Below are 23,127 nucleotides of genomic sequence, written 5' to 3'. Positions count from 1 at the left end.
AGTCCTGGCAACCTGCGCAGGCAACCCCTCAACGCGCCATGCTGCTTGGCCTGCACAGCTACGGCGACTTCCGCCTGGCATTTTCCGATCTGGGTCCGTGGTTGGCCGGACAAGGCATCGTGACCTACGCCTATGATCAACGCGGTTTCGGGGAGTCCGGCCAGCAAGGGCGATGGCCGGAGTCCCCGTTGCTGGTCGAGGACCTGGTGGACGCCATCACGGTACTGCGCCAGCGCCACCCGAACCTCCCCTTGATCGTGGCGGGCGAAAGCATGGGCGGCTCGGTGATACTCAATGCCCTCGCCCGCCACCCGGAGCTGTCGATCGATGGCAGCCTGCTCGCTGCCCCGGGCGTCCGCGGTGGCATCCGCTGGCGCTATCTGTACAACGCAGGGCTCTGGACAGCGGCGCACCTGATCCCCGCAACCAGCGTGGAGGTACCCCGCAGGTACCCCGAAGGAGAACTTCAGCCCGTGGCCGCCAGGCGGTTGGCCGAGGATTCCCGCGTCGTGCATTCCGTGCGCCTTGATGCCTATTACGGTCTGATCCGCTTCACGGATCACGCCAGCGATGACATCGCGGCGCTTTCTGCAGACACACGGCTGCCGCACACCTTGCTGCTCCACGGTGATCGCGATGACACCGTGCCCCGTGTGGCCATCGAGCGGCTGGTCAATGACTGGCCGAGCGCCTCACGCGATACGCTCGAGATACATTACCTGCCCGAGGCACCCCACCTGCTGCTGCAATGGCACGACAGTGAGCAGGTACGTGGGCGGATAGCACACTGGTTGGCCGAGTTCCTGCCGGCGCACGCTTCACAAGAATGAAAGCAAGAGCGAGAGCGAGAACGAGGCGATGGCCGTGACACGCCGACTCATGCCGATAGCGCGTGCCCTACAAACAGCAACGCCCCGAACAGAGTTCGAGGCGTTGCTGTCTATCTATCTAATTATCGCCCCTGTGAGGAGCATGCTGACCGCTAACCAGCGATCACTGACGCGCGGTCTTCAGGGCATCAGCCAGTTCACGGGTCAGGGCGTGTACGGCCTGAGTGCCCTGCTCCGGTGTCTCGGCATTGGCCTGCAGATCGATCAAGGCAGAGCCGACCACCACGCCGTCGGAGAAACGCCCGATCCGTGCCGCCTGTTCAGCGGTACGGATACCGAAGCCGACCGCGACCGGAATATCGGTATGTTCACGAATGCGACCGACCTCGGCCTCGACCTTCTCGGCAGTCGGTGCCGCGCCGCCGGTCACGCCATTGCTGGAGACGTAGTAGAGGAAGCCCGAGGTGTTGGCCAGCACACCCGGCAGGCGCTCACTGTCAGTGGTAGGCGTAGCGAGGCGAATGAAGCTGATGCCCGCTTCGTTGGCCGGGACGCACAGCTCGTCATCGTGCTCCGGCGGCAGATCGACGACGATCAGGCCGTCGACACCGGCCTCGCTCGCCTGCTCGAGAAAACGGCTCACGCCACGACGATAGATCGGGTTGTAGTAGCCCATCAGCACGATGGGGGTGTCCTGATCGCGCTTGCGGAACTCGCTGACCATCGCCAGGGTGTGGTCCATGGTCTGGCCGGCCTTCAGGGCACGCTGGGTGGCATGCTGGATCGCCAGACCATCGGCCATCGGGTCCGTGAACGGCATGCCCAGCTCGATGACATCGGCGCCGGCGTCCGCCATGCCGAGGAAGGTCGCGAGGCTGGCATCGTAGCCGGGGTCGCCCGCAGTGATGTAGGTCACCAGCGCAGCACGATTCTCGGCGCGCACGGCAGCGAAACGACGGTCAAGACGGCGGCTGGCAGTAGTGTCGATAGCGGAAGTGCTCATCAATAGACTCCGAATTTGCTGGCCTGCAGGCATCGATGACACCTGCAGGCGAAGAAGGCATGGGGCGCTCAGACTCGATCAGCGACTGACGACTCTGACGCCGGGCAACACGTGACAGACCCGGGCTTACTCGCCGTCAGGGTTCAGGCCCAGTTCGTCGGCCAGGTGATGAGTCACGGTGGCCATGTCCTTGTCACCACGGCCGCTGAGGTTGACCACCATCAGATGGTCCTTCGGCAGGCCCGGTGCACGCTTGATGACTTCCGCCAGCGCGTGAGAGGACTCCAGCGCCGGAATGATGCCTTCCAGACGGCACAGCATCTTGAAGGCGTCCAGCGCTTCCTGGTCGGTCGCGGCGACATATTCGGCACGCTTGATGTCATGCAACCATGCGTGTTCCGGACCGATCCCCGGATAGTCGAGCCCGGCGGAGATGGAGTGCGCATCGCCGATCTGACCTTCTTCATCCTGCAGCAGGAAGGTGCGGTTGCCATGCAGTACGCCCGGCAGGCCGCCCTTGAGGCTGGCGGCATGACGCGGAGTTTCCAGGCCTTCGCCAGCGGCTTCGACACCGATGATCTCGACGCTCTCGTCATCGAGGAACGGGTGGAACAGGCCCATGGCGTTGGAGCCGCCGCCGATGCAGGCGACCAGCGAATCCGGCAGGCGCCCTTCCTTCTGCTGCAGCTGCACGCGGGTTTCCTGACCGATGATGGACTGGAAGTCCCGCACCAGCTGGGGATACGGGTGCGGGCCGGCCACGGTACCGATGATGTAGAAGGTGTCATCGACGTTGGTGACCCAGTCACGCAGCGCCTCGTTCATGGCGTCCTTCAGCGTGCCATCACCGGCGGTGACAGGCACGACCTTGGCGCCCAGCAGCTGCATGCGCTGCACGTTGGGCTGCTGACGATGGATATCGGTGGAGCCCATGTAGATCACGCAGTCCAGCCCGAAACGCGCCGCCACGGTGGCAGTCGCCACACCGTGCATGCCGGCGCCGGTCTCGGCGATGATTCGCTTCTTGCCCATGCGGCGAGCAAGCAATACCTGGCCCAGCGCATTGTTGATCTTGTGAGCCCCGGTATGCATCAGGTCTTCACGCTTGAGATAGATCTTGGCGCCGCCCAGCTGCTCGGTCAGACGCTCGGCGAAATACAGCGGGCTCTGGCGGCCGACATAGTCCGCGGACAGACCAGCCAGCTCCTCGGCGAATGCCGGATCCTGCTTGGCGGCTTCATACTCGCGCTGAAGGTGCAGGATCAACGGCATCAGCGTCTCGGCAACGAAGCGGCCGCCGAAATCACCGAAGAAACCCTTGGCATCAGGCCCTTGGCGCAGGCTGGGGGTAGCAGTCGTCTGGCTCATGCTGAACTCCTCGAAATCGTGTCAGTGGCTGGTCGCACAGAATGCGCAAGGCAATTGCGGGGCCAGCGATATGGTGATCATCCTAGCGCTGCAGGCACTGGAAGAAAAACGATAAATTCGCCAAGATGTGTGAGAAAATCTCACAGATGGTCGAGACGGTCATTGCCGCGCAGTGAACCTTTCCGTACCAATGACACGTCCAGCATTCGCCCAGCACTTGCTCAGGAGACACACCATGGAGCGCACCGAGCTACTGCCGCCCCTCAATGCCCTGCGCACCTTCGATGTGGCGGCTCGCCATGAGAGCGCCTCGCGCGCCGCAGAGGAGCTGCATGTGACCCACGGGGCCGTCAGCCGTCAGATTCGCCAGCTGGAAGACGCACTCGGCACACGCCTGTTCGATCGCGCCGGACGTGGCCTGACACTGACACAGGCCGGCCGTGAGCTGGCGACTGCGACCCGTCATCACCTTGGCGGTCTGGCACGCATGTGCGGAGCACTGGCACGCAGTGATGCGCGGGCGCCCTTCGTGCTGAGCTGCCCGGGGTCATTTCTGGCACGCTGGTTCATTCCGCGGCTGGGGGCACTCAAGGACGCCCTGCCGGAACTCGAGCTGCACCTGACCGCCAGTGAGGACAACGAAGGGCTGCGCAATGGCGTGGACGGTGTCCTGCGCTTTCAGACGCCGCCCTTTGACGACGCCGAGCATCAGGAGACGCGCGTGCTGGGCACCGAGCGCATCGGCCCTGTCCTGCGGCCCGACAGCGAGTGGCTGGGCAAGGCCTCCACCGCCCCTTCCCCCGAGGTACTGCTGGGCCTGCCCCTGTTGCATACCCGATCACGCCCGCAAGCCTGGCCGGATTGGTGCTCACGCCAGGGGCTATCCAGTGAGGGGCTTGATTACGCGCAAGGGTTCGAACACCTCAACTACCTGCTCGAGGCGACACTGGTCGGGCTGGGCGTCGGCATCGCACCGGACTATCTGGTGGAGGAAGACCTGCGCAGCAAGCGCCTCGTGGCCCCCTGGGGCTTCGTCGAGACCGAGGCATGCCTGACACTGACATTGCCGCAGGTCGGCCGCGCTCGTGCTCGCCATCCGCATGCCGAAGCGCTGGGCGAATGGCTCGCCCGGGAACTGGCGACGGCTCCGCCCCACTAGCCGCCACACTTTGTGACAGGCATAAAAAAAGCCAGTCACAAGGACTGGCTTGCCCGGCCATGTATCCAGAGGATAACGCCGGAAAGATCGTGAATCCGCTCAAGGAACCATCGCAACCTGCAACGCAGGCTGGAAGCGAGGATGGGCGAACAACCCTGCGCATTGAACGACGCAGCCATCCTCGGCAGAAATGATCGAGGAGCCATGGCAGGCTCAACTCGAAGACTTCACGTCAGGTGGCCAGTCCTTATCCGAGATGGAGGACTCGAGATGAAGAGTGACGGCCTGACGCGCTTCAACTGTCAGCATCATATCTTTTAGTCCGCGAACAAAAAAGAGCCCAAACAGCAACAGACCTTTGCTGGAGAAGCACCATCAATCGCTCGCATGACGACCGGTATCAGTGACAGCCAGGGGCTGCAGCGCCCTTGTCCGAGGCGAGCCCCCCCGAGGCGCGATTCGGCGGATTGTTGCCGCCGAGTAACAGACGCTGAATATCCGTGGCCGCCATCGGCTTGTAGAAGTAATAGCCCTGGATCAAGTCACAACGCATCTCGCGCAACAACTCCAGCTGCTGTTCGTTCTCGACCCCTTCCGCGACCACCTCCAGCCCGAGGCGATGACCGAGGAAGACCGTGGCCTCCATGATGGCGCGGTCCTTGGGCTCCTGGGCGCACTCGATCACGAAGGAGCGATCTATCTTGAGCGCCGTCACGGGCAACAACTTGAGATAGCTCATCGAGGAATAGCCGGTGCCGAAGTCATCGATGGCGATCTTGTAGCCACGGTCGTAGAGCGCCCGTAGGCTGTCGCGCACCTTGATATCGGCATCGATCAACACGTTCTCGGTCAGCTCGATACCGATGTCCCGCGGTGTCAGCCCGTATTCCTCGACATAGGCCTCAAGGCGGGTGAAGACATCTGAACTGATGGCCTGGCGTCCGGAGATGTTGATGTCGATCCGGTAGCCCTTCAGCCCCATGGCGCGCCATTCGGCCTGCTGACGACACGCCTGGCGGATGACCCAGTCTCCAAGACGCTCGATCAGATTGGTACGCTCGGCGACCTTAACGAAATCTGAGGGCGGAATATAGCCCTCGGGAGAATGCCAACGCAGCAGCGCCTCGAAGGATTCGATGCGCTCACTGCGCGCCGCCACCTGCGGCTGATAATGCAGCGACAATTCCCCACCGCCATCCTGATTCAACAGCGCCTGCAGACGTCCGGCCAGATGGTGCTGATGCAGCATCTCGTTGCGGACTTCCTGATTGAAGAACTGATAGCCATCGCGCCCGGCCAGCTTGGCACGATGCTTGGCGACATCGGCATTGCGCACCAGCTCGGCCGCCTCGCTCCCATTCTCGGGATACAGGCTGATGCCGATACTCAGACGCAGCAGCAACTGGCGCCCTTCGATCTCGAAGGGTCGCTGGAAGTCCTGGCGAATGCGCTCGACCACCGACAGTGCATCACTCTCGTAGTCCAGACGTGGCATCGCCAGCACGAATTCATCGCCACCAAAGCGCGAGAGCAGATCCTGGCTGCGCTGGAAGCCCTGCAGGCGCTTGGCCACGCTGCGGATGACACGGTCCCCCATCTCGTAACCAAGGGTGTCATTGATCTCGGTGAAATGATCGATATCGAGAAACAGCACCATCAGGGTGTCGTCATGACGCTGACATTCACTGAGCGCCTCACCGAGTTCGCTCTCGAAAGTCTGGCGATTGGGCAGCTCCGTCAGGGGGTCGAAACGCGTCATGTAATCCAGATCACGCTGGACCTTGCGCTCACCCGCCAGATCGATATCGATACAGAACATCAGCGGGTTGTCAGTGCGCTCCCCCAACATCACATGGTGGGAAAAGACAGGCACGGGGGCACCCGACTTGTGCTTGAGCTCAAGTTCACTGGAGGGAATCTCGATACCCTGAGAGACCCAGGCATGGTGTGCGTCCACCACGACATCTGCCATCGTCTCCGGGATCACCAGAGTTTCCAGGCATCGTCCACGAGCTTCCTGCTCGCTATAGCCGTATAGCCGCTCGCTGGCCTCGTTCCAGTAGATGACGCGGCGCTGGCTGTCATAGCCCTGAACGGCGACGCGCGGCAGACTTTCCAACAGCTCTCGAAAGCGCTGATCACTGACGGGAAGTCCCTTGCTGGTCGAGAGGCCAACCATACTCGTCTGCATGACCGCCTCCTGCGTATGCTGATGATGTGACACCTGACGCTTGCGAGATAGCATGATGCCCGCAGTTGCGCCAAGAATCACCATCAGTAACGCGGTTGGCCATCGACCCAGCATGCTCTGGCTCCACACCACCACCGCCATCAACGTCAGTACCACGGCAATGATGACGGGACGAGAGCACAATATTCCGGCGACCCTGCTGGCCTGGCGGAACCCTTTAGCCATGTTGAAGGATACCTCCGCTGCCGTCCTTCGCCTGTTCGCCGGACTTCGGCGGAGCAGATCAACTCGTGACGGGATGTCACTTCGAACGAGTTCTCTCACACACAGAACGAGCTCTTGTCGTCATGAGAAAAGTCTAAGGGTCTGCTGCGCGTAAACCCAGCGTCTTGCAGCGCCTCTCGATGACTATCCTCAACGCTTCATGCAGTGCCAGACGGCCTGAACATGCGTTGCGCTGCTCGTCTGCAAAGGGCGAAGAATAGCGCCAATGACTTACATAATACCAGTCGATTAGATTACTCATACCTCGATACTGGCCATGTACCCATATTGATGATACTTGCGCGAGATTAGCGTGTTACCGCCATGGTACGGGTTTGACTATCTCGTGCGCACCTTCCCATTCTCCTCGACGTTGCCAACGCAACACCTTCCATCTGCGCCCAAGCGCACAAAACGTCGAGGAATTTCATATGAACATCGCAAATCGTGGCGTACGTCAACTGGCCGACTCTTCCCGCAAGATCACCCTGGAACAGGGCGGCCTGGTGGAGCACTACCCGGCCCCCAAGACGGACACCGCCCCCTTGCGCCTACCGCTTGCCTCGCAGTACTGGCCGGAGGCAGTCCACGAGGAGCTGGCACGCCAGCATTGGAGCAAGGCTTCCATCACCTCCCAGATCGATCTCGAGGCCTGGCAGGGCTTCTTGAAGGATCTGCCGCGCGACCCCTACGTCAACACCCGCTGGAAGCGCATGTCCTGGCTGCACCTGAACGACCAGCATGAGGTCGAGACGCTGGGCGAATGTCCGATGGCACAGGGCGGCAAGTTCAATGACGCCGCCAGCATGGCTGACCGTCTGCGCTATTACGCACCGCTGGAAGAGAGCTTCACCGAGCGCGAGGATGTGCGCGCCTTCGTGAAGGCATGGGCCGACATGTGGGGTATCGGCCCGCGTGAACCGATCCTGATGCAGATCACCGGCGTGCGCGGTGATGGCACCATCGACCCTCTCCAGGGTCAGGGCATCCACGCCGATGGCTGCAAGTACCTGAGCATCTTGGTGCTCAACCGCGAGAATGTCAGCGGCGCCATCAACACCCTCTATCAGGACAAGGCGGGCAAAGAGCTGCTGACCACCACGGAGCTGGCACCGGGCGAGGTCCTGCATATCCACGATGACCAGCTGTTTCACAGTGTCAGCTCCATCACCCAGGAGAACGCCGGCGAGCACTTCGAACGCTTCATCATTATCATCAACTGCTCGTTCATCGACGAGTTCCAGAACCGCATGCTGCGTCGTCATTTCCCGGACGCCGTCCTCAACGACTGCGAGTGAGCAACGGACTGCTCGCGAGCCATCGCAGCGAGACGCATCGCAACTTGCGGCGTCGTCTCATCTGAAGCCCCGCCGCGCAGAAGCTACGATGCCGATGCCCCCCGATACGTGAAACCCTGTTCTGAGCGCCTGAGCGCCTGAGCGCCCAAGTGCCTGAGCGCCTGAGCCTCTTGGCGACAGATGCAGGAATGAAGAAGGAGAGCCACCATCAGGTGACGCACTGTCACAAGGTGCGCGCCGACGAAAACGTGCATATGCAGCACCAAGCGTCAGCCGGGCGACCGGCTGGCGCTTTTATATGCCACAGAACGCCTGCTTCGCGCTTGCCTTGGATCATGCCGCTGCCCTGTTACACGATTCTTCCTTTTTCTCTCTCTTCTCTCTACTCTCTCTACTCTCTCTACTCTCTCTACTCTCTCTTCTCTCCTTTCTTTCCTCTTCCTTCAGCACTCCCCCGCCGCCGCACTTTGCATTACTCTGGTGGCTTGCGTTTGGCGCTATCGCAGTCGTCGCGACGCGCTTGATTGCATCGTCGCTTTGGAGGCGCTGTCCTCCCCTCTATGCATCAGGAATCTCTCATGACCTTTGAAAGCGGGCTGACCTTCTTCGTTGCCATCTTCCTGTTTGGCATCACCCCCGGGCCTGGCATCCTGGCGCTGCTGGCACGCGGCATGAGTCAGGGGGGCAACGCCTGCGTGCCGATGGCCGTGGGCATGAGTCTCAGTGATGTCTGCTACATGCTGGCGGCGGTGTTCGGCCTGTCGGCGCTGGCCACGCATTGGGGCGAGGTCTTCGTGGTCATCCGTATCCTGGGCGCCGCCTACCTGCTCTATCTCGGCTACCAGTTATGGACGAGCTCACCGACGCTGGAGGAAGCTGAGATTCCCAAACTACGCGGCAACTGGTGGAAAGGCTTTCTGCAGGGCTTTCTCATCTCGGCGTCCAACCCCAAGGTCATCCTGTTCTATATCGCCTTCCTGCCCACCTTCATGGATATCACCCGGCTGTCCGGCAGCGATATCGTGATCGCCGCCGGACTCAACCTGAGCGCCTTGCTGCTGGGCGTGGTGCCGGTGGGCTATCTCGCGGGCCGTGTCCGCCGCTATCTACGCTCGGCGAAGGCGGTCAAACGCCTCAATCGCGGCGCCGGCGGTCTGATGATCGGGGCGGGTGGCTATCTGGCATTGCGCGGCTGACGCCTGAACGACGCTCCCCGTGACACGAGCACCTTGCACAAACACGAACGCCCCTGCCGATTGGCAGGGGCGTTCGTGTCGAGAGGCATGTGATTGGGTAGCAAAGCGCTGGTGCTCAGTCCACGGCGTCAGTGCACGCTGTCGGCGCTGAAGTCAGTACCAGTACCCTGCGCTTGCCGTCTTTACTGGCGGATGCCTTCGATGACCAGATACAGATCGACGGTAGCCGCATTCGGGCCGAGCTTGGACGTGTCGATGCCGTAGTCGGCGAGCTTCAGCGTGGTGGTACCTTCAAAGCCCTGACGATAGCCGCCCCACGGGTCTTCACCACCGCCGATATGATCCACGTCCAAAGTCACGGGCTGTGTCTGGCCGTGCAGCGTCAGTTCACCCTTCAGCTTGCCGGAACCATCGCCGGTGGACTCGAAACCGGTCGAGGTGAAGGTCGCCGTCGGATATTGGGAGACATCCAGGAAGTCGGCCGACTTGATATGCTTGTCGCGTTCGGCGTGGGCGCTGTCCAGGCTATCGACATCGACTTCCACCGACACCTTTGCGTCTTCCGGCTTGCCCTGATCATAGGAGAAATCACCACTGAACTCCTTGAACTGCCCCAGCACGTAGGAATAGCCCAGATGGCTGATCTTGAACTGGATGAAGGCGTGCTGGCCATCAGTATCGATCGTGTAATCGGAGGCCTGTGCCTGACCCGCCATCAGTGGCAACGACGCCGCCATGAGGCCCGCCACCAGTGACTTGCCGAGGAAGGATGTCTTGTTCATGTTGATGCTCCTTGAGAGGTTTCGTCACATCTGGCGTTCGAGCCGTACCCAACGCCTTCCTTTTCGTCAGCGCAGCGGCCGAATCATGCGCCGCAACGTGTCCTGCCCATCCAGCAGGTGATGCTTGAATGCTGCCGCCGCATGCCCCAGCGACAGGATGATCAGCGCACAGGCAGCATACCAATGCACTTCACCTGCCAGCGATGCCTGATCCTTCAGCCCCGAGATCACCGCCGGCACCTCGAAGAGATCGAATACCTTGATACCACGCCCGTCAGCGGTGGAAATGAGGTAGCCCGAGATCATCACCACCAGCATCAGCACGTAGAGCAGCACATGTCCGATCAGGGCCGCGCGCTGCTCATTGCGCGTACCATGAGCCTGCGGGGTCGTCTGGCTCCAGCGCCAGGCAAGCCGCACCAGCGTCAGTACCAGCAATATCACCCCGACCGAGCGATGCCACCACGGGCCGAGCTGATACCAGGCATCGTAATAGCCAAGCGACGTCATCCACCAGCCCAGCGCGAAGAGTCCGACGATGGCCAGCGCCGACAGCCAATGCATCACGATGACAGGCCAGCCCCAGCCCCGTCGAGAATTACGCCACATGAGGTGCTCCTGATGACAGTCTCCACCTGATCATCGATCTGACAGGTTCTTTGAGCAAGAGCTTAACCAGTGCCCGAACGGACGCCAACCCTCGCGGGCAACACCAGCGACATTTGTCCAGAGACACCCACGCCCGGCAGAACCGGGCGTGGGTGCGCAAAGGCAGACGTCAAGGGACTCAGCTCGCGAGCCGATCAAGCCCGCGCGCAAGATCACGCTTGATATCATCAAGATCTTCCAGGCCAACGGCAACACGCAGCAGGCCCTCTTCGATGCCGGCGGCCGCTTTCTGGTCATCGCTGAGGCGACCGTGCGTCGTGGTGGCCGGGTGCGTGATGGTGGTCTTCACATCGCCCAGGTTGCCGGTGATCGACAGGATGCGCGTCGCATCGACCACCGACCAGGCCGCCTCGCGGCCGCCCTTGACCACCACACCCAGCACCGCACCGAAGGCCTTCTGCTGGGCCTTGGCCAGCTCATGCTGCGGATGGCTCTCAAGCCCGGAATAATGCACCCGCTCGATGGCCGGATGTGCCTCCAGCCACTGTGCCAGCATCAGCGCGCGTGCACAGTGGGCTTCCATGCGAATGTTCAGCGTCTCCAGGCCCTTGAGGAAGACCCAGGCGTTGAAAGGACTCAGGCACGGTCCGCAGGTACGCACCACGCCATAGACCTCCTCCATCAGCGCAGAGCTTCCGACCACGGCGCCACCCAGCGTCCGGCCCTGACCATCGAGATACTTGGTGGCGGAGTGGGTGACGATATCGGCGCCCAGCGTCAGCGGGCGCTGCAGAGCCGGCGTACAGAAGCAGTTGTCGATGGCGAGCCAGGCGTCGTTCTCATGGGCCAGCGCAGCCAAAGCCTTGATATCGCCAAGCTCGGACAGCGGGTTGGATGGCGTCTCGGCGAACAGCAGCTTGGTGGCCGGCGTGATCGCCTCGCGCCAGGCGTCCAGATCCTTCAGTTCGACGAAGCGCGTGGTGATGCCCAGCTTGCCGAAGTACTTGGTGAACAGGCTGACACTCGAACCGAAGATGGAACGCGACGCGACGATTTCATCACCGGATTCCAGCAACGCCAGCACGGTGGACATGATCGCGGCCATGCCGGAACTGGTCGCCACGCAACGCTCACCGCCTTCCATCGCCGCCAGGCGCTCCTCGAAGAAGCGCACCGTCGGATTGGTGAAGCGCGAGTAGATGTTGCCGGCTTCATCACCGCCGAACTTGGCTGCGGCCTCAGCGGCGCTGCCGTAGACGAAGCTTGAGGTGGTGTAGATGGGCTCGCCGTGTTCCTGCTCGGCACCGCGCAGGTGACCGGCACGGATGGCAAGCGTCTCGAGGCCCAGCTCATCGCGGGAAAGATCGGCGCGGGAAAGATTGTCGTCGTGCATGGTGTCCAGTACCTCTACTGATGGAATCTACTGCCCTGTGAATCACGATTCAGCGCCACGCGCCGCTGTGACATGGCGCGTCTTCAGCATTTCGGGTCGCGTCGACAGCAAGAAGAAGGAAAAGCGATGCGCCAATGTTACCGGTTTTGAACGCGCAACGGGCCCCGGATTTCTCCGGAGCCCGTTGCGGTTCGCTCATCGCGTGATTGCCAGCCAAGGATGACAGGCAGCCGGATCAGTCGATATCTTCGGAATCGTTGTGCAGATCCACTACCGCGTGGGTCTCGCCAGCGCTCTTGGCGCCATCATTGCGCGAGGCACGCAGGTCGTTCAGATAGGCTTCATCGATATCGCCGGTCACGTAGACGCCGTCGAACACGGAGCAATCGAACTCATCCAGCGCCGGGTTGACTTCACGACAGGCGTCCTTCAGGTCATCGAGGTCCTGATAGAACAGACGGTCAGCGCCGATCAGGTCCGCGATCTCCTTCTCGGTACGGTCATGGGCGATCAGCTCTTCCGCCGCCGGCATGTCGATGCCGTAGACGTTGGGGTAGCGAACCGCCGGTGCTGCCGAGGCGAAGTAGACGTTCTTGGCGCCCGCTTCGCGCGCCATCTGGATGATCTCGTTGCAGGTGGTACCGCGCACGATGGAATCGTCCACCAGCAGCACGTTCTTGCCGGCAAACTCGATATCGATGGCATTGAGCTTCTGACGCACCGACTTCTTGCGCAGTGTCTGCCCCGGCATGATGAAGGTACGGCCGATATAGCGGTTCTTCATGAAGCCTTCGCGGTAAGTCACTCCCAGATGCTGGGCCAGCTCGAGGGCGGAGGTGCGCGAGGTATCGGGGATTGGAATCACGACATCGATGTCCTGCTCCGGCCATTCACGCACGATCTTGTCGGCCAGCTTCTCGCCCATGCGCATGCGGGTGCCGTAGACGTAGGCGCCATCGAGCAGGGAATCCGGACGCGCCAGGTAGACGTGTTCGAAGATGCACGGCTTGAGAACCGGATCATCCGCGCACTGCAGGGTGTGCAGCTCACGCTCCATATCGATGAATACCGCTTCGCCCGGGGCCAGGTCACGGATCAGCTCGAAGCCGGCGACGTCGAGCGCCACGGATTCGGAGGCGATCATGTATTCGACGCCCTCGGCGGAGTCACGCTTGCCGAAACACGCCGGACGGATACCGTGCGGGTCGCGGAAAGCGACCAGGCCAGTGCCGTTGATGATCGAGACCGCCGCGTAGCCGCCCTTGCAGCGACGATGCACACGACGTACGGCATCAAACACATCACCGGCACCCAGACGCATGCCCTGCTTGCCCAGCTCGTGAGCGAAGACGTTGAGCAGCACCTCGGAATCGGAGCTGGTGTTGATGTGACGCAGATCAGAGGAGAACAACTCCTGCTTGAGCTGCTCGGAGTTGGTCAGGTTGCCGTTGTGCGCCAGCGTGATGCCGTAAGGCGAGTTGACATAGAACGGCTGTGATTCCGCCTCGCTGGAGGAGCCGGCGGTCGGGTAGCGAACATGGCCGATCCCCATGTTGCCCTTGAGACGCTGCATGTGACGAGTGCGGAAGACATCACGCACCAGACCATTGCTCTTGCGCAGCAGGAAACGACCTTCGTGCCAGGTCATCATGCCCGCGGCATCCTGCCCGCGGTGCTGCAATACGGTCAGCGCGTCATACAGCGCCTGGTTGACCGAGGCGTTGGCCATCAAACCTACAATCCCGCACATCCCGTCATTACCTCACTAATACACACTTGGATAGGGAAGCGCACGCTGGCGGCTGCCGGCGCCCGTCCATATGGCAATATGAGTGCTCACACGGCGCAATTGTCAGGCCTGCCCCCCATGCAGGCAACACCTGACCGATGGGTCAACCCCTTCGACTGCCGGCATGAGGCTTCAGCAACACGTGCCGAATGCTGAAAACGACAACGCCGGGCCACGATGCCCGGCGCTGAAAAACCTGCCTGTCACTGCTCACCGCCCACATTGCGGCTTTCGGCCTCGCCAGCGGTACTGCCTCTGAGCAACGCCTCCAGCGAGGGCTGCTCCTGCGCGGAATCCTGGCGCGTGAACGACTGCAGCGCCTGCTGGCTGAGTCTGTCGCTCAACTCACGCCCTTCTCGCTGGGCGCTGTCGATCAGGCCGCTGGCCTGTTGCTTGAGCCGGGTGCCACTGGCGGAATCCGGCAGCGACACGCTCTGGCCCCAGTCACCGCTCGTATCCCACTCACGATAGCGAGCCAACGACCAGTCGCGCAGCTGCTCAAGCGTCGGCCGCAGCTGCGCGGCCTGCCAGTCGGCGCTGTCACGCAGGGGCGTCAGCCCTACCACGGCGGTGATCAATACCAGTATGACCGCCGCGCGCAATGCGCCGAACACGCCACCGAGCAGACGATTGAAACCGCCCATGCCGACCGCATGAATCAAGCGTTCCAGCAGGCGCAGCATCAGCCCCCAGATCAGCACACTCGCGATCACCACCAGCACGAACCCTACCGCGGTGCGAATGCCAGGCGAGACGATCACCTCATCGAGCAGGCCACCCACCTCGGCGCCGAACTGGCGTGCCGCTACCAGAGCCACCAGCCAGCCCGCCAGGCCCAGGGCCTCGCTGAGCAGGCCCCGCATCAGCCCCAGCAGTACCGAGATCCCGATCAAGCCCAGACATAGCCAATCGATCCAGACCAGCTCGTTCACTCACCCTCCTTGCGCCGTACCAGCAGGCCCTTGATATTGACCTGCTGCTGCAGGCGCGAGCGTGCGGACTCACCGATCTCGGAGGACTTGTACGGACCGACGAAGACAACGGTCAACTTGCTGCCACGCGGAATCCGGTATGCCGCGAAGCCCTTGCCCTGCAGCTCCTTCTGGAGACGCTCGGCGTTGGCCGGGTCACCGAAGCTGCCGACCTGCACGGCCCAGCCACCGGCGGAAGACGAAGGCGCATTCGAGGCCACCGCAGGCTTTGGCTCAGAACTGGGCGCGGGCTTGGGTTCAGCCTTGGGAGTGGGCTTGGGCTCCGGCTTGGCAGCGGGTTCCGGCTTCGGCTTTGACTGCGGCTCGCTGCTGGCCACAGAGCGGGTCGGCGACAACTGCTCGGCCTCGGCGACACGGCTTGGGGACTCGGAACCGCTGCCACTGCCAGCACCCGGGTCACTGTCACGCACCTTGCCGTTGCTATCGACGAAGGTAATCGGCACATCCGTGCCGATCTTCAGCTCACTGGGCGGCTGCGGCTCATCGACGTTGGAGCGATCGATATCCACCGGCTTGCCAAGCGTCATCACCGGACTCGGGCGCTCATCACGGGCCGGCGGCTCATCGAAGAGCATCGGGATGAAGATCACCCCCAACGCCAGCAGGATGACCGCACCGCTGATTCGCTCGCGTTTGCCATATTTCATTGTGACATCTCCCTTGCACCCGAAATCCCGGACCCGCCGCCGGCCTGCATCAGGCCTGGGCGTCGAGCCACATCAATGCTTCACCGACCGTGAAGAAGGAACCACAGACCAATACTTCTCCAGCGCTCGTCTCGCGCGCCAGCCATTCGGCTGCAGCGGTGACCGTCTCGCACTCCGCCAGCACCTCACCACCACAGTGGCGGACCACGGCGGCAAGCTCACTGGCCTGGCGACTACGCTCGCCATCCAGGGTGGCGACGACGAAGCCGTCCACCACCGGCGCCAGCGCCTGAATCACGCCAGCGGCATCCTTGTCGCCCAGCATGGCGAGCAACGCCCGCCGCGGCTGGCTGGCAGAATCCCGCGCGCAACGCAGGTCATGAGCGGCAAGACGACTGGCCAGATAACTCGCGGCATGCGGGTTATGACCGACATCCAGACACCAGTCACGCCCGTGGCGGGTCAGCCACTGCATGCGCCCCTTGAGCTTGACGCTCGCCATGGCCTGCCGCACGCATTCGGCGTTGAGCTCGATACCGGCCTCGACCAGAGCATTCAGCGCACTGGCCGCATTGTCCCGCGGCAAGCCCGGGTCTGGCAGTGAATCGAATGTCAGCGCCGGCGCCGACAGACGCTGCCATTGCCATCGCGAGGTAGCCGAATTGCTCGTACTGCCATCCAGGCTGCTGTTTGAACTGCTACCCACAAGGTCAGCCGCGGCCTGCCAGCGAAAGTCCTGCCACAGCACCTGCGGCGTGACGCCCAGTGAGCGTGCGTGCGCCGCGCAACTGGACGGCAGCACATCCGAGCCGAACACGGCCGGCTTGCCGGCGCGCAGAATACCGGCCTTCTCGAAGCCGATGTTCTCGAGATCGGTGCCAAGAAACGCGGCATGGTCCTGCGCGACCGTGATGATCATCGCGACATCACAATCGATGATGTTGACGGCGTCCAGACGCCCGCCCAGGCCGACTTCCAGAATCGCGAGCTGCGGCTGCTGCTGAGCGATCAACCACAGCCCGGCCAGTGTACAGGCCTCGAAGTAGGTCAGGCTGATCACGCCCTCGTCATCCACCGGCTCACCACTGGCTGACAGCCCGGAGTGGCGCGCGGAATCGACCTGCTCGAAGGCCGTGACCAATGCGGCATCACCGACGTCGTGGCCATTGAAGCTCAGACGCTCGTTGTAATGCAGCAGGTGCGGAGAGGTATAGGTGGCGGTGCTCAGCCCATGGGCACGCCCCAGCGCCTCGAGCATGGCAACCGTCGATCCCTTGCCGTTGGTGCCCGCCACGGTAATGATGCGGCCACCGAGTCGACGCGCGCCCGCCCCGACCAGACCGAGACGCCTGGCCACGCACAGCACTCGGGCAAGGCCCATATCGATACTGACGGGGTGCTGATGCTCGAGGCGCGTCAGCCACTCATCCAGCGAGAGGCCGCGCGGCACAGCATCATGCAGAGGAGAAAGCTGCCACGAAGCGGCATCCAGCGGAGGGAGTGAGGAAGACTGCAGCACCTCGTCGGTGCTGCAGCTTGCCGGGGCGGAGCCCTGCTCAGCCATCGCGACGTTCGCCTTGCGGCTTCTCGCTGGTAAAGGTCTCGTCGAGCACGCTGTCTACGGCGGAGCGCGGCTCGGCCGGTGCTTCGACAGGCGCATCCGCCTCGGCGGATTCTTCTTCGACGACCGCATCCGCGACCGGCAGGTTGGCGGCGTTGACCGGCATGCCCTGCAGCTTGAGCAGGATGCTGGACAAACGCTCACGCATCTCGCGGCGGTGGATGATCATGTCGACGGCGCCATGTTCGAGCAGGAACTCGGAGCGCTGGAAGCCTTCCGGCAGCTTCTCGCGCACGGTCTGCTCGATGACACGCGGACCAGCAAAGCCGATCAGAGCATTCGGCTCGGCGACATTCAGGTCACCCAGCATCGCCAGCGACGCGGAGACGCCACCGAAGACCGGGTCAGTCAGCACACTGATGTACGGCACGCCAGCCTGCTTGAGTTTTTCGAGCGCCGCGGAGGTCTTGGCCATCTGCATCAGGGAGAACAAGGCTTCCTGCATGCGAGCACCACCGGAGGCGGCGAAGCAGACCAGCGGGATGTTCTCGGCCAGCGCAAGTTCTGCTGCACGCACGAACTTCTCACCGACGATGGCGCCCATGGAGCCGCCCATGAAGCTGAACTCGAAGGCCACGGCCACGACCGGCTGACCGGAGAGAGCACCGCGCATGGCGACCAGCGCATCCTTCTCTGAGGTCTGCTTCTGGGCAGCGCTCAGGCGATCCTTGTACTTCTTGGAGTCGCGGAACTTGAGGCGATCGACCGGCTCGAGATCCGCCGCGATTTCCTCGCGGCCTTCACTGTCGAGGAACCAGGACAGACGTGCACGCGCAGTGAGACGCAGGTGATGGTCACACTTCGGGCAGACGTTGTCGTGCTTGGTCAGCTCCGGAAGGTACAGGACTGCTTCGCACTTGGGGCATTTACGCCACAGGCCGTCAGGAATGGAGGTACGCCGATCCTTGCGTTGGATACGGCTCATTGACGGCACAATCTTGTCAAGCCAGCTCATGGTGGGGAGGCTTCCGTTTTGCTGCTGTTCTGGGCACCGCTCGACGACTGTCGGCGGCCATGCGAGTTGGCACATATTCCAGAGCGTTCACGCCCCGGCAATATGGCAGGCAGCTACCATCACAGGGCAGTGCCAATGGAAAAGACCGTGCAACCCATTGGTCGTACGGCCACTTTTCCGAATTCTGGGGGTCATTGTAGCGGCTTCGCCCCCCTTGCGGGTAGTGCGAGATGCCAATTGAGCGTTGCGGCCCTCGCCGCCCGGGACGAAAGCAATGCAAGGGTCGCAACGCTTGCCGGCAAATCAGCACTGATGGCGGACTGCCTGACAGAATGCCTGCATGAGCTCGGCACTCTTCTCGCCGGGCGCGGCTTCCACACCGCCGGAGACATCGACCGCGTAAGGGGCGACCTGCGCCACCGCTGCGGCGACATTGCCTGACTCGAGACCACCGGCCAGGATGACCGGCAGCGGCAGATCGGCCGGGATGCGCGACCAGTCAAAGGTCTCGCCGGTGCCACCGGGCACGCCGGGACGATAGGCATCCAGCAGCAAGCCACGCGCGTCATGGTAGCGCGCCGCCTCCGCGGCGAGATCGAGCCCGTCACGCATGCGCAACGCCTTGATATAGGGCCGCCCTGCCGCTCGGCACTGCTCCGGCGTCTCATTGCCATGCAACTGGAGCAGATCGAGATGTGGCGCCGCTGCGGCAATCTCTTCGGCGTTGGCATCCACGAACAGGCCGACCCGCGTCACGAAGGCCGGCACGCACGCGGCAAGCTCGGCCAACCGCACCACATCAACCGCACGCTTGCTGCCCGGCCACAGTACGAAGCCCAGCGCATCGGCACCTGCCGCCACGGCGTCATGGATATCCTGCTCACGCGTCAAGCCACAGATCTTGATCCGGGTACGCTGGCTCTCTCGAGCGCTCATCTCGGTCATGGGATCGCTCCGTTCAACGTGAGGATTCATTCTGGGGGTCAGTAGTCAGCGTGTCATTCTCGGCACCTGCCGCAGGGCCGCCTGCCGCAGGAATCGCTTGCTCATGCTCGCGGCTGAGGCGCTCGGCTTCACGGGCCACGTTGCCCAGCCGGATGGCCTCCTGCTCACTGAGCTTGCCTGCCGCGCGCGCCTCTTCGGCCCCCTCGGCCTCGGCACGCGCCATGCGTGAGCGCACCATCGGGCAGTCCGGCAACGGGCGCTCGCCCGTCCACTCGCCAAGATGTGCGACCAGACCAGGCCCCAGGGGTTCCTTGGGCAGCGCATAGCGCGGCGGATAGATGACATCGACGAAGTGAAGCCCTGTCGCTGCTGCCGTCGCGCTCGAACGCGTGCGATCTCCCCCACGCATCAGCTCGACGATCCACTCGACAGGCTTCTCGCCACGCCCGATGGCCATCAAGGTGCCCGCGATATTGCGCACCATGTGATGCAGGAAGGCATTGGCCTGGATATCGATCATGACGATATGGCCATGACGACTGACTTCAATGAAGTGCACGTGGCGGCGCGGCGAACGCGACTGACAGCCTGCGGCGCGGAACGCCGAGAAATCCAGCTCGCCCACCAGATGCGCCGCCGCGGCCTGCATGTCGGCGACATTGAGCGGCTCGCGACACCAGGTGACATTGTTGCGCTCCATCACCGGCCGAAACGGCTGATTGATGATCATGTAGCGATAGCGACGGGCGATGGCGCTGAAACGCGCATGGAAATCATCGGGCACCGGCACGGCCCAATGAATCCCGATATCGGGGGGAAGGTTGACGTTACCGCCCATGCGCCAGGCCTTGCGGCTGCGACCCACGGGAGTATCGAAATGCACGACCTGACGCACGGCATGCACACCGGAATCGGTGCGGCCACTGCAATGCACGGTAATCGGCGTGGAGGCGACCTTGGACAAGGCCTTCTCGAGCGCTTCCTGCACGGAAGGGGCGTGGCTCAGACGCTGCCAGCCACAATAGCGGGTGCCATCATATTCAACGCCCAGAGCAATGCGCCCCGGGCGTTTCTCGTTATCATCCAACGGTGTAAAAAAGGGCATCAGGTCAGACCAAAGCGCTCCATCAACGCCAGCGCCTCTTCACGGACCATGTCATCACTGGCGGTAGCGAGCGGCTCAAGCAGCGCAGCCGCCTGATCATCATCGCCATCCACCAACAACTGACGGGCTTCCTCGAGCTGTTGGAATGCCTTGGTATCCTGGGCGCCAGCCCCAAACCCTGCCGACTCGACAGAGGGATAGGCATTATCCTGATCCCCAGACACGAACGCCACTTCCTCGACCTCGAATTCCGAGATATCACGCCGCGGCACCTCCACCTCTTCCAGCGTCATGCTATCCAGTGACGGCAACTCATCCATGCCATCAACTGCAGCTGACGACTTGCTGGACGCCCCATGCGGCTTCTGGCTTGCTGCATTGCTCTCGATCGCAGCGTTGTCATCCAGCTCTTCACGCAGTGAGGTGAACTCGACGGACTCGCCCTTGAGCGCACTGTCCGCCGCCTTGGATGCCGCGGTATCAGTGCCCTTCTCGCCATCAGCCTGACCTGCATCCCCCAGCGTCAATTCCGGCGCCTGGTAATCGATCACGTTGTCGCTGTTGAAGTGACTCTCACGCACGGGCGCCTTCTCGAGGTCCTCGCCCTTGAGGCCCGGCTCGAAGGCGACGCCCTGGTCGGGAGCACGCTCGTCCAGTGGTTCGCTCACGCCGTCACCGGCATGCTGTTCGCTGTCAGACAGCCCCACGGAATCTTCCGGGTCGTCAAGGGAGGCGTCAGAGCCCGTGGCGGATACATCTGCCATGCCGTGAGCCGCATCATCGGTCTTGTCGCGACTTTCAAGCGGCGTGCGAGGTGCCGCCGCCTGCTGGCTTGCCACTCCTGACAGATAGGAGACCTTGCGCCCCACCTGACTCGCGCCGCCGCCTGCGACAGCACGCAGCGCACTGCTTGAGACACTGTAGCGATCCAGCAGCGCCTGGGCCTCGAAGCGTTCTTCCTCATTACCGGCCGCCAGCACCTGCTCCCCTTCATGATGCAGGGCCTCGGCATTGCCAAGCTCGCCATGGACTCCCATCAGCTTGAGGCGCAGGTCCTGGCGTGCGGGATCCTCCACCAGACCGGCTTCCAGCAGGGCTTGTGCCTGATCGAAGCGGCCGTAGGCGATGAAGATGTCCGCCTCGCTGATCGCAGCCGCTTCCGGCTGGGAGAGCGGCTCGAGGCTACCGGAACCCCGGCGCACCGCCACATTGGCATCTTCAGACGCGGATGACTTGTGACCCGCGGCAGCAGCGGCAGTCGAGGCCGCAAAGGTATCCGAAAAGACGCGTGGCTTGTCCTGGTCGGGCTCTTCATTGCCGCGGACCGCATCGGCAAAGCTCATGTTCTCGTCGCCCCCGGAACCGGAGCGGCGGCGCAGCAACAACAGCAACAGCAGCAGCAATGCCCCTGCCGCCCCGCCGACGATGGCCAGGTTATCCTGCACCCACTGCCAGGTCGCCTGAGGCCACGGCTGCTTGGGCAACACCAGATTGCCCTCGCCGTCGCGTGGCTGACCGAGGTCCACCCCGGCGGCGATCAGGCTTTCCGGCAAGGCCAACGGCGAGATACCGCTGTTGACGAGCAGACGATTCTGTTTGGCGAGCAGCACCTTGGCCGTCTCGAGCTGCTCGGTACGTTCTGCCAGCGACGCTCGCAGCTCGCCGACTTCGTTGCGCAGCGAGGCCACTTCGCTGCGCAGATCATCACGCTCCTGCTCCAGCTGATCGAGGCGCTGCTGATTGGTCAGCAGCTGATCTTCCAGCGACTCGAGGCGATCGGACAGTTCATCGATCGCCTGTTGGCTACCCGCTGAGATCTGACCACTGGCTGCTGCCGCCTTGGGCTTGCTGCCGTCTTCATCCAGCAGCGTCAGACGCGGCTTGCCATCGGCACCCGCGCTGGCAGGCCCGCTCGGTGCAGCCGTGGCCGCAGGTGCAGCACTGGCGGAGGGTTCGTTCGATGTGCTGGCCGCAGCAGTTTTCTTGCTGGCCGGAGCCGGTACGGTCTTGCCCTGCGCGCCCGCGACCCACTGCTGATACTGCTGACGCACTTCCCTGTCGGCCTCGGTACGCGAGCGCCCCAACATGGTGCTTCGATCAGGCACCTGAAGGACGACACCCGCGCGCAGCTTGTTGATGTTGCCGCCCGGGAAGGCCGCGGGATTGGCTTCCTGGATCGCCAGCATGGCCTGACGGATGCTGACACTGGCATCCGGACGCACGCGACGCGCGATCGTCCACAGCGAGTCACCGTTGCGCACCTTGATGCTGGACGGCGGTGTGCTGGATGACGCACTGCGCGAGGAGGCCTGGCTGGGCTGGGCATTGTCGCGGAACACCACGGAACGTGTCGGCGAGGAATCATCGGTGGCCAGCGGGCGAGAACGCGCGCCGGCAGGTGTCACCAATGACGGCTGACTCGAATAGCCCGCCGGATCGAACAAAAGAGTCACCTGACGCTGAAGCTTGCCATTGGGCCATTCGACATCCAGCAGCAGGTCCACATAGGGTTCACGTACCGCGCCATTGGTAGACAGCTGAAGGTAGTAGCGCCCGCCCTGCTGCTTGACGGCAACCTTGATGTCATCACTGACATAGCTGCGATCGACGCCCGCTCGCGTAAAGGCGGCAGAATCGGCAACGCCGGCCTTGATGAGGCTGGCATCGAGGCCCGAGGTATCCGTGAGGCCGATGCGCGCGTCCAGTGGCTGATTCAGATTCGAGCGCAACCGCGGCGATTCCATGCCGACTGCCAAGGCCTGAGCACTGTAGACGGCGAACGACACCGCCAGTGCGAGAGGAAGCTTGCGTCCCATTGAGTGTCCCTTCGTATGCGGCCGAATCATCGCCCGGCCTGCGCATTATGTTACGTATACTTACACAAGATACCAGAGAGTCCGTCCCAAGAGTGCGGGAAGCCATTGGCAAAGTGGAAAAAGTTTCAACGATAGAGTGTCGGCCCACGATCGATAAAGGCCGC

Annotated in this window: 18 protein-coding genes; 4 read left to right on the top strand and 14 right to left on the bottom strand. The window is 62.7% G+C overall.

Features of this window, described 5'->3' with window-relative positions; translation table 11 throughout:
- Window positions 1–38 precede the first annotated feature (38 nt).
- Window positions 39–830 (top strand): alpha/beta fold hydrolase, encoded by a 792-nt coding sequence (locus QQF40_RS01910; RefSeq protein WP_175088088.1) that lies wholly within the window; start codon window positions 39–41, stop codon window positions 828–830.
- Window positions 831–993: 163 nt separating this feature from the next.
- Here the strand turns inward: QQF40_RS01910 and trpA are convergent, their stop codons facing one another.
- Window positions 994–1,833 carry a tryptophan synthase subunit alpha gene (trpA, locus tag QQF40_RS01905; protein ID WP_175088089.1) on the bottom strand — a complete coding sequence of 280 codons (840 nt, stop codon included), beginning with the start codon at window positions 1,831–1,833 and terminating at the stop codon, window positions 994–996.
- A 126-nt stretch (window positions 1,834–1,959) separates the two neighbouring features.
- Window positions 1,960–3,201: a tryptophan synthase subunit beta gene (trpB, locus tag QQF40_RS01900; protein WP_175088090.1), complete on the bottom strand. Its 1,242-nt coding sequence runs from the start codon at window positions 3,199–3,201 to the stop codon at window positions 1,960–1,962.
- Window positions 3,202–3,436: 235 nt separating this feature from the next.
- On the opposite strand from trpB, the gene QQF40_RS01895 reads away from it, so the two are divergent.
- Window positions 3,437–4,360, top strand: a complete 924-nt coding sequence (locus QQF40_RS01895; protein WP_285460222.1) for a LysR family transcriptional regulator — start codon at window positions 3,437–3,439, stop codon at window positions 4,358–4,360.
- Between the two features lie 400 nt (window positions 4,361–4,760).
- On the opposite strand, the gene QQF40_RS01890 is transcribed toward QQF40_RS01895, so the two are convergent.
- On the bottom strand, window positions 4,761–6,551 hold the full coding sequence (locus QQF40_RS01890; RefSeq protein ID WP_254626934.1) for a putative bifunctional diguanylate cyclase/phosphodiesterase: 1,791 nt from the start codon (window positions 6,549–6,551) through the stop codon (window positions 4,761–4,763).
- A gap of 695 nt (window positions 6,552–7,246) precedes the next feature.
- On the opposite strand from QQF40_RS01890, the gene QQF40_RS01885 reads away from it, so the two are divergent.
- Both QQF40_RS01885 and QQF40_RS01880 read left to right on the top strand, forming a co-directional pair.
- On the top strand, window positions 7,247–8,113 hold the full coding sequence (locus tag QQF40_RS01885; RefSeq protein ID WP_175088092.1) for a 2OG-Fe dioxygenase family protein: 867 nt from the start codon (window positions 7,247–7,249) through the stop codon (window positions 8,111–8,113).
- Between the two features lie 578 nt (window positions 8,114–8,691).
- Entirely contained in the window at window positions 8,692–9,309 is a 618-nt protein-coding gene (locus QQF40_RS01880) for a LysE family translocator (protein ID WP_175088093.1), read from the top strand.
- Window positions 9,310–9,491: 182 nt separating this feature from the next.
- Here the strand turns inward: QQF40_RS01880 and QQF40_RS01875 are convergent, their stop codons facing one another.
- From QQF40_RS01875 to QQF40_RS01825, 11 genes are all read right to left on the bottom strand, one after another.
- Window positions 9,492–10,091: a YceI family protein gene (locus tag QQF40_RS01875; protein ID WP_285460221.1), complete on the bottom strand. Its 600-nt coding sequence runs from the start codon at window positions 10,089–10,091 to the stop codon at window positions 9,492–9,494.
- A gap of 66 nt (window positions 10,092–10,157) precedes the next feature.
- Entirely contained in the window at window positions 10,158–10,700 is a 543-nt protein-coding gene (locus QQF40_RS01870; protein ID WP_175088095.1) for a cytochrome b, read from the bottom strand.
- A gap of 178 nt (window positions 10,701–10,878) precedes the next feature.
- Window positions 10,879–12,093, bottom strand: coding sequence for an O-succinylhomoserine sulfhydrylase (locus QQF40_RS01865; protein WP_285460219.1), 1,215 nt, complete (start codon window positions 12,091–12,093; stop codon window positions 10,879–10,881).
- Window positions 12,094–12,328: 235 nt separating this feature from the next.
- The gene (gene purF / locus QQF40_RS01860; RefSeq protein WP_175088097.1) at window positions 12,329–13,843 is read right to left on the bottom strand and encodes an amidophosphoribosyltransferase; all 1,515 of its coding nucleotides are present in this window, start codon (window positions 13,841–13,843) and stop codon (window positions 12,329–12,331) included.
- A 242-nt stretch (window positions 13,844–14,085) separates the two neighbouring features.
- Window positions 14,086–14,814 (bottom strand): CvpA family protein, encoded by a 729-nt coding sequence (locus QQF40_RS01855; RefSeq protein WP_175088098.1) that lies wholly within the window; start codon window positions 14,812–14,814, stop codon window positions 14,086–14,088.
- Window positions 14,811–15,521 (bottom strand): SPOR domain-containing protein, encoded by a 711-nt coding sequence (locus tag QQF40_RS01850; RefSeq protein WP_175088099.1) that lies wholly within the window; start codon window positions 15,519–15,521, stop codon window positions 14,811–14,813. Before QQF40_RS01850 ends, QQF40_RS01855 begins: the two co-directional genes overlap by 4 nt.
- 49 nt (window positions 15,522–15,570) lie before the next feature.
- Window positions 15,571–17,085 carry a bifunctional folylpolyglutamate synthase/dihydrofolate synthase gene (locus QQF40_RS01845; protein WP_285460217.1) on the bottom strand — a complete coding sequence of 505 codons (1,515 nt, stop codon included), beginning with the start codon at window positions 17,083–17,085 and terminating at the stop codon, window positions 15,571–15,573.
- Window positions 17,078–18,097: an acetyl-CoA carboxylase, carboxyltransferase subunit beta gene (gene accD / locus QQF40_RS01840; RefSeq protein ID WP_175088101.1), complete on the bottom strand. Its 1,020-nt coding sequence runs from the start codon at window positions 18,095–18,097 to the stop codon at window positions 17,078–17,080. Before accD ends, QQF40_RS01845 begins: the two co-directional genes overlap by 8 nt.
- A gap of 303 nt (window positions 18,098–18,400) precedes the next feature.
- Entirely contained in the window at window positions 18,401–19,033 is a 633-nt protein-coding gene (locus tag QQF40_RS01835) for a phosphoribosylanthranilate isomerase (RefSeq protein WP_175088367.1), read from the bottom strand.
- Window positions 19,034–19,055: 22 nt separating this feature from the next.
- Window positions 19,056–20,147: a tRNA pseudouridine(38-40) synthase TruA gene (gene truA, locus QQF40_RS01830; RefSeq protein WP_175088102.1), complete on the bottom strand. Its 1,092-nt coding sequence runs from the start codon at window positions 20,145–20,147 to the stop codon at window positions 19,056–19,058.
- Window positions 20,147–22,963, bottom strand: a complete 2,817-nt coding sequence (locus QQF40_RS01825; protein WP_175088103.1) for a type IV pilus assembly protein FimV — start codon at window positions 22,961–22,963, stop codon at window positions 20,147–20,149. Before QQF40_RS01825 ends, truA begins: the two co-directional genes overlap by 1 nt.
- Window positions 22,964–23,127: the final 164 nt, after the last annotated feature.

Origin of the sequence: Cobetia sp. LC6, assembly GCF_030264805.1 — a bacterium.
Lineage (GTDB): Bacteria > Pseudomonadota > Gammaproteobacteria > Pseudomonadales > Halomonadaceae > Cobetia.
This window is presented reverse-complemented; position numbering and strand designations above follow the sequence as displayed.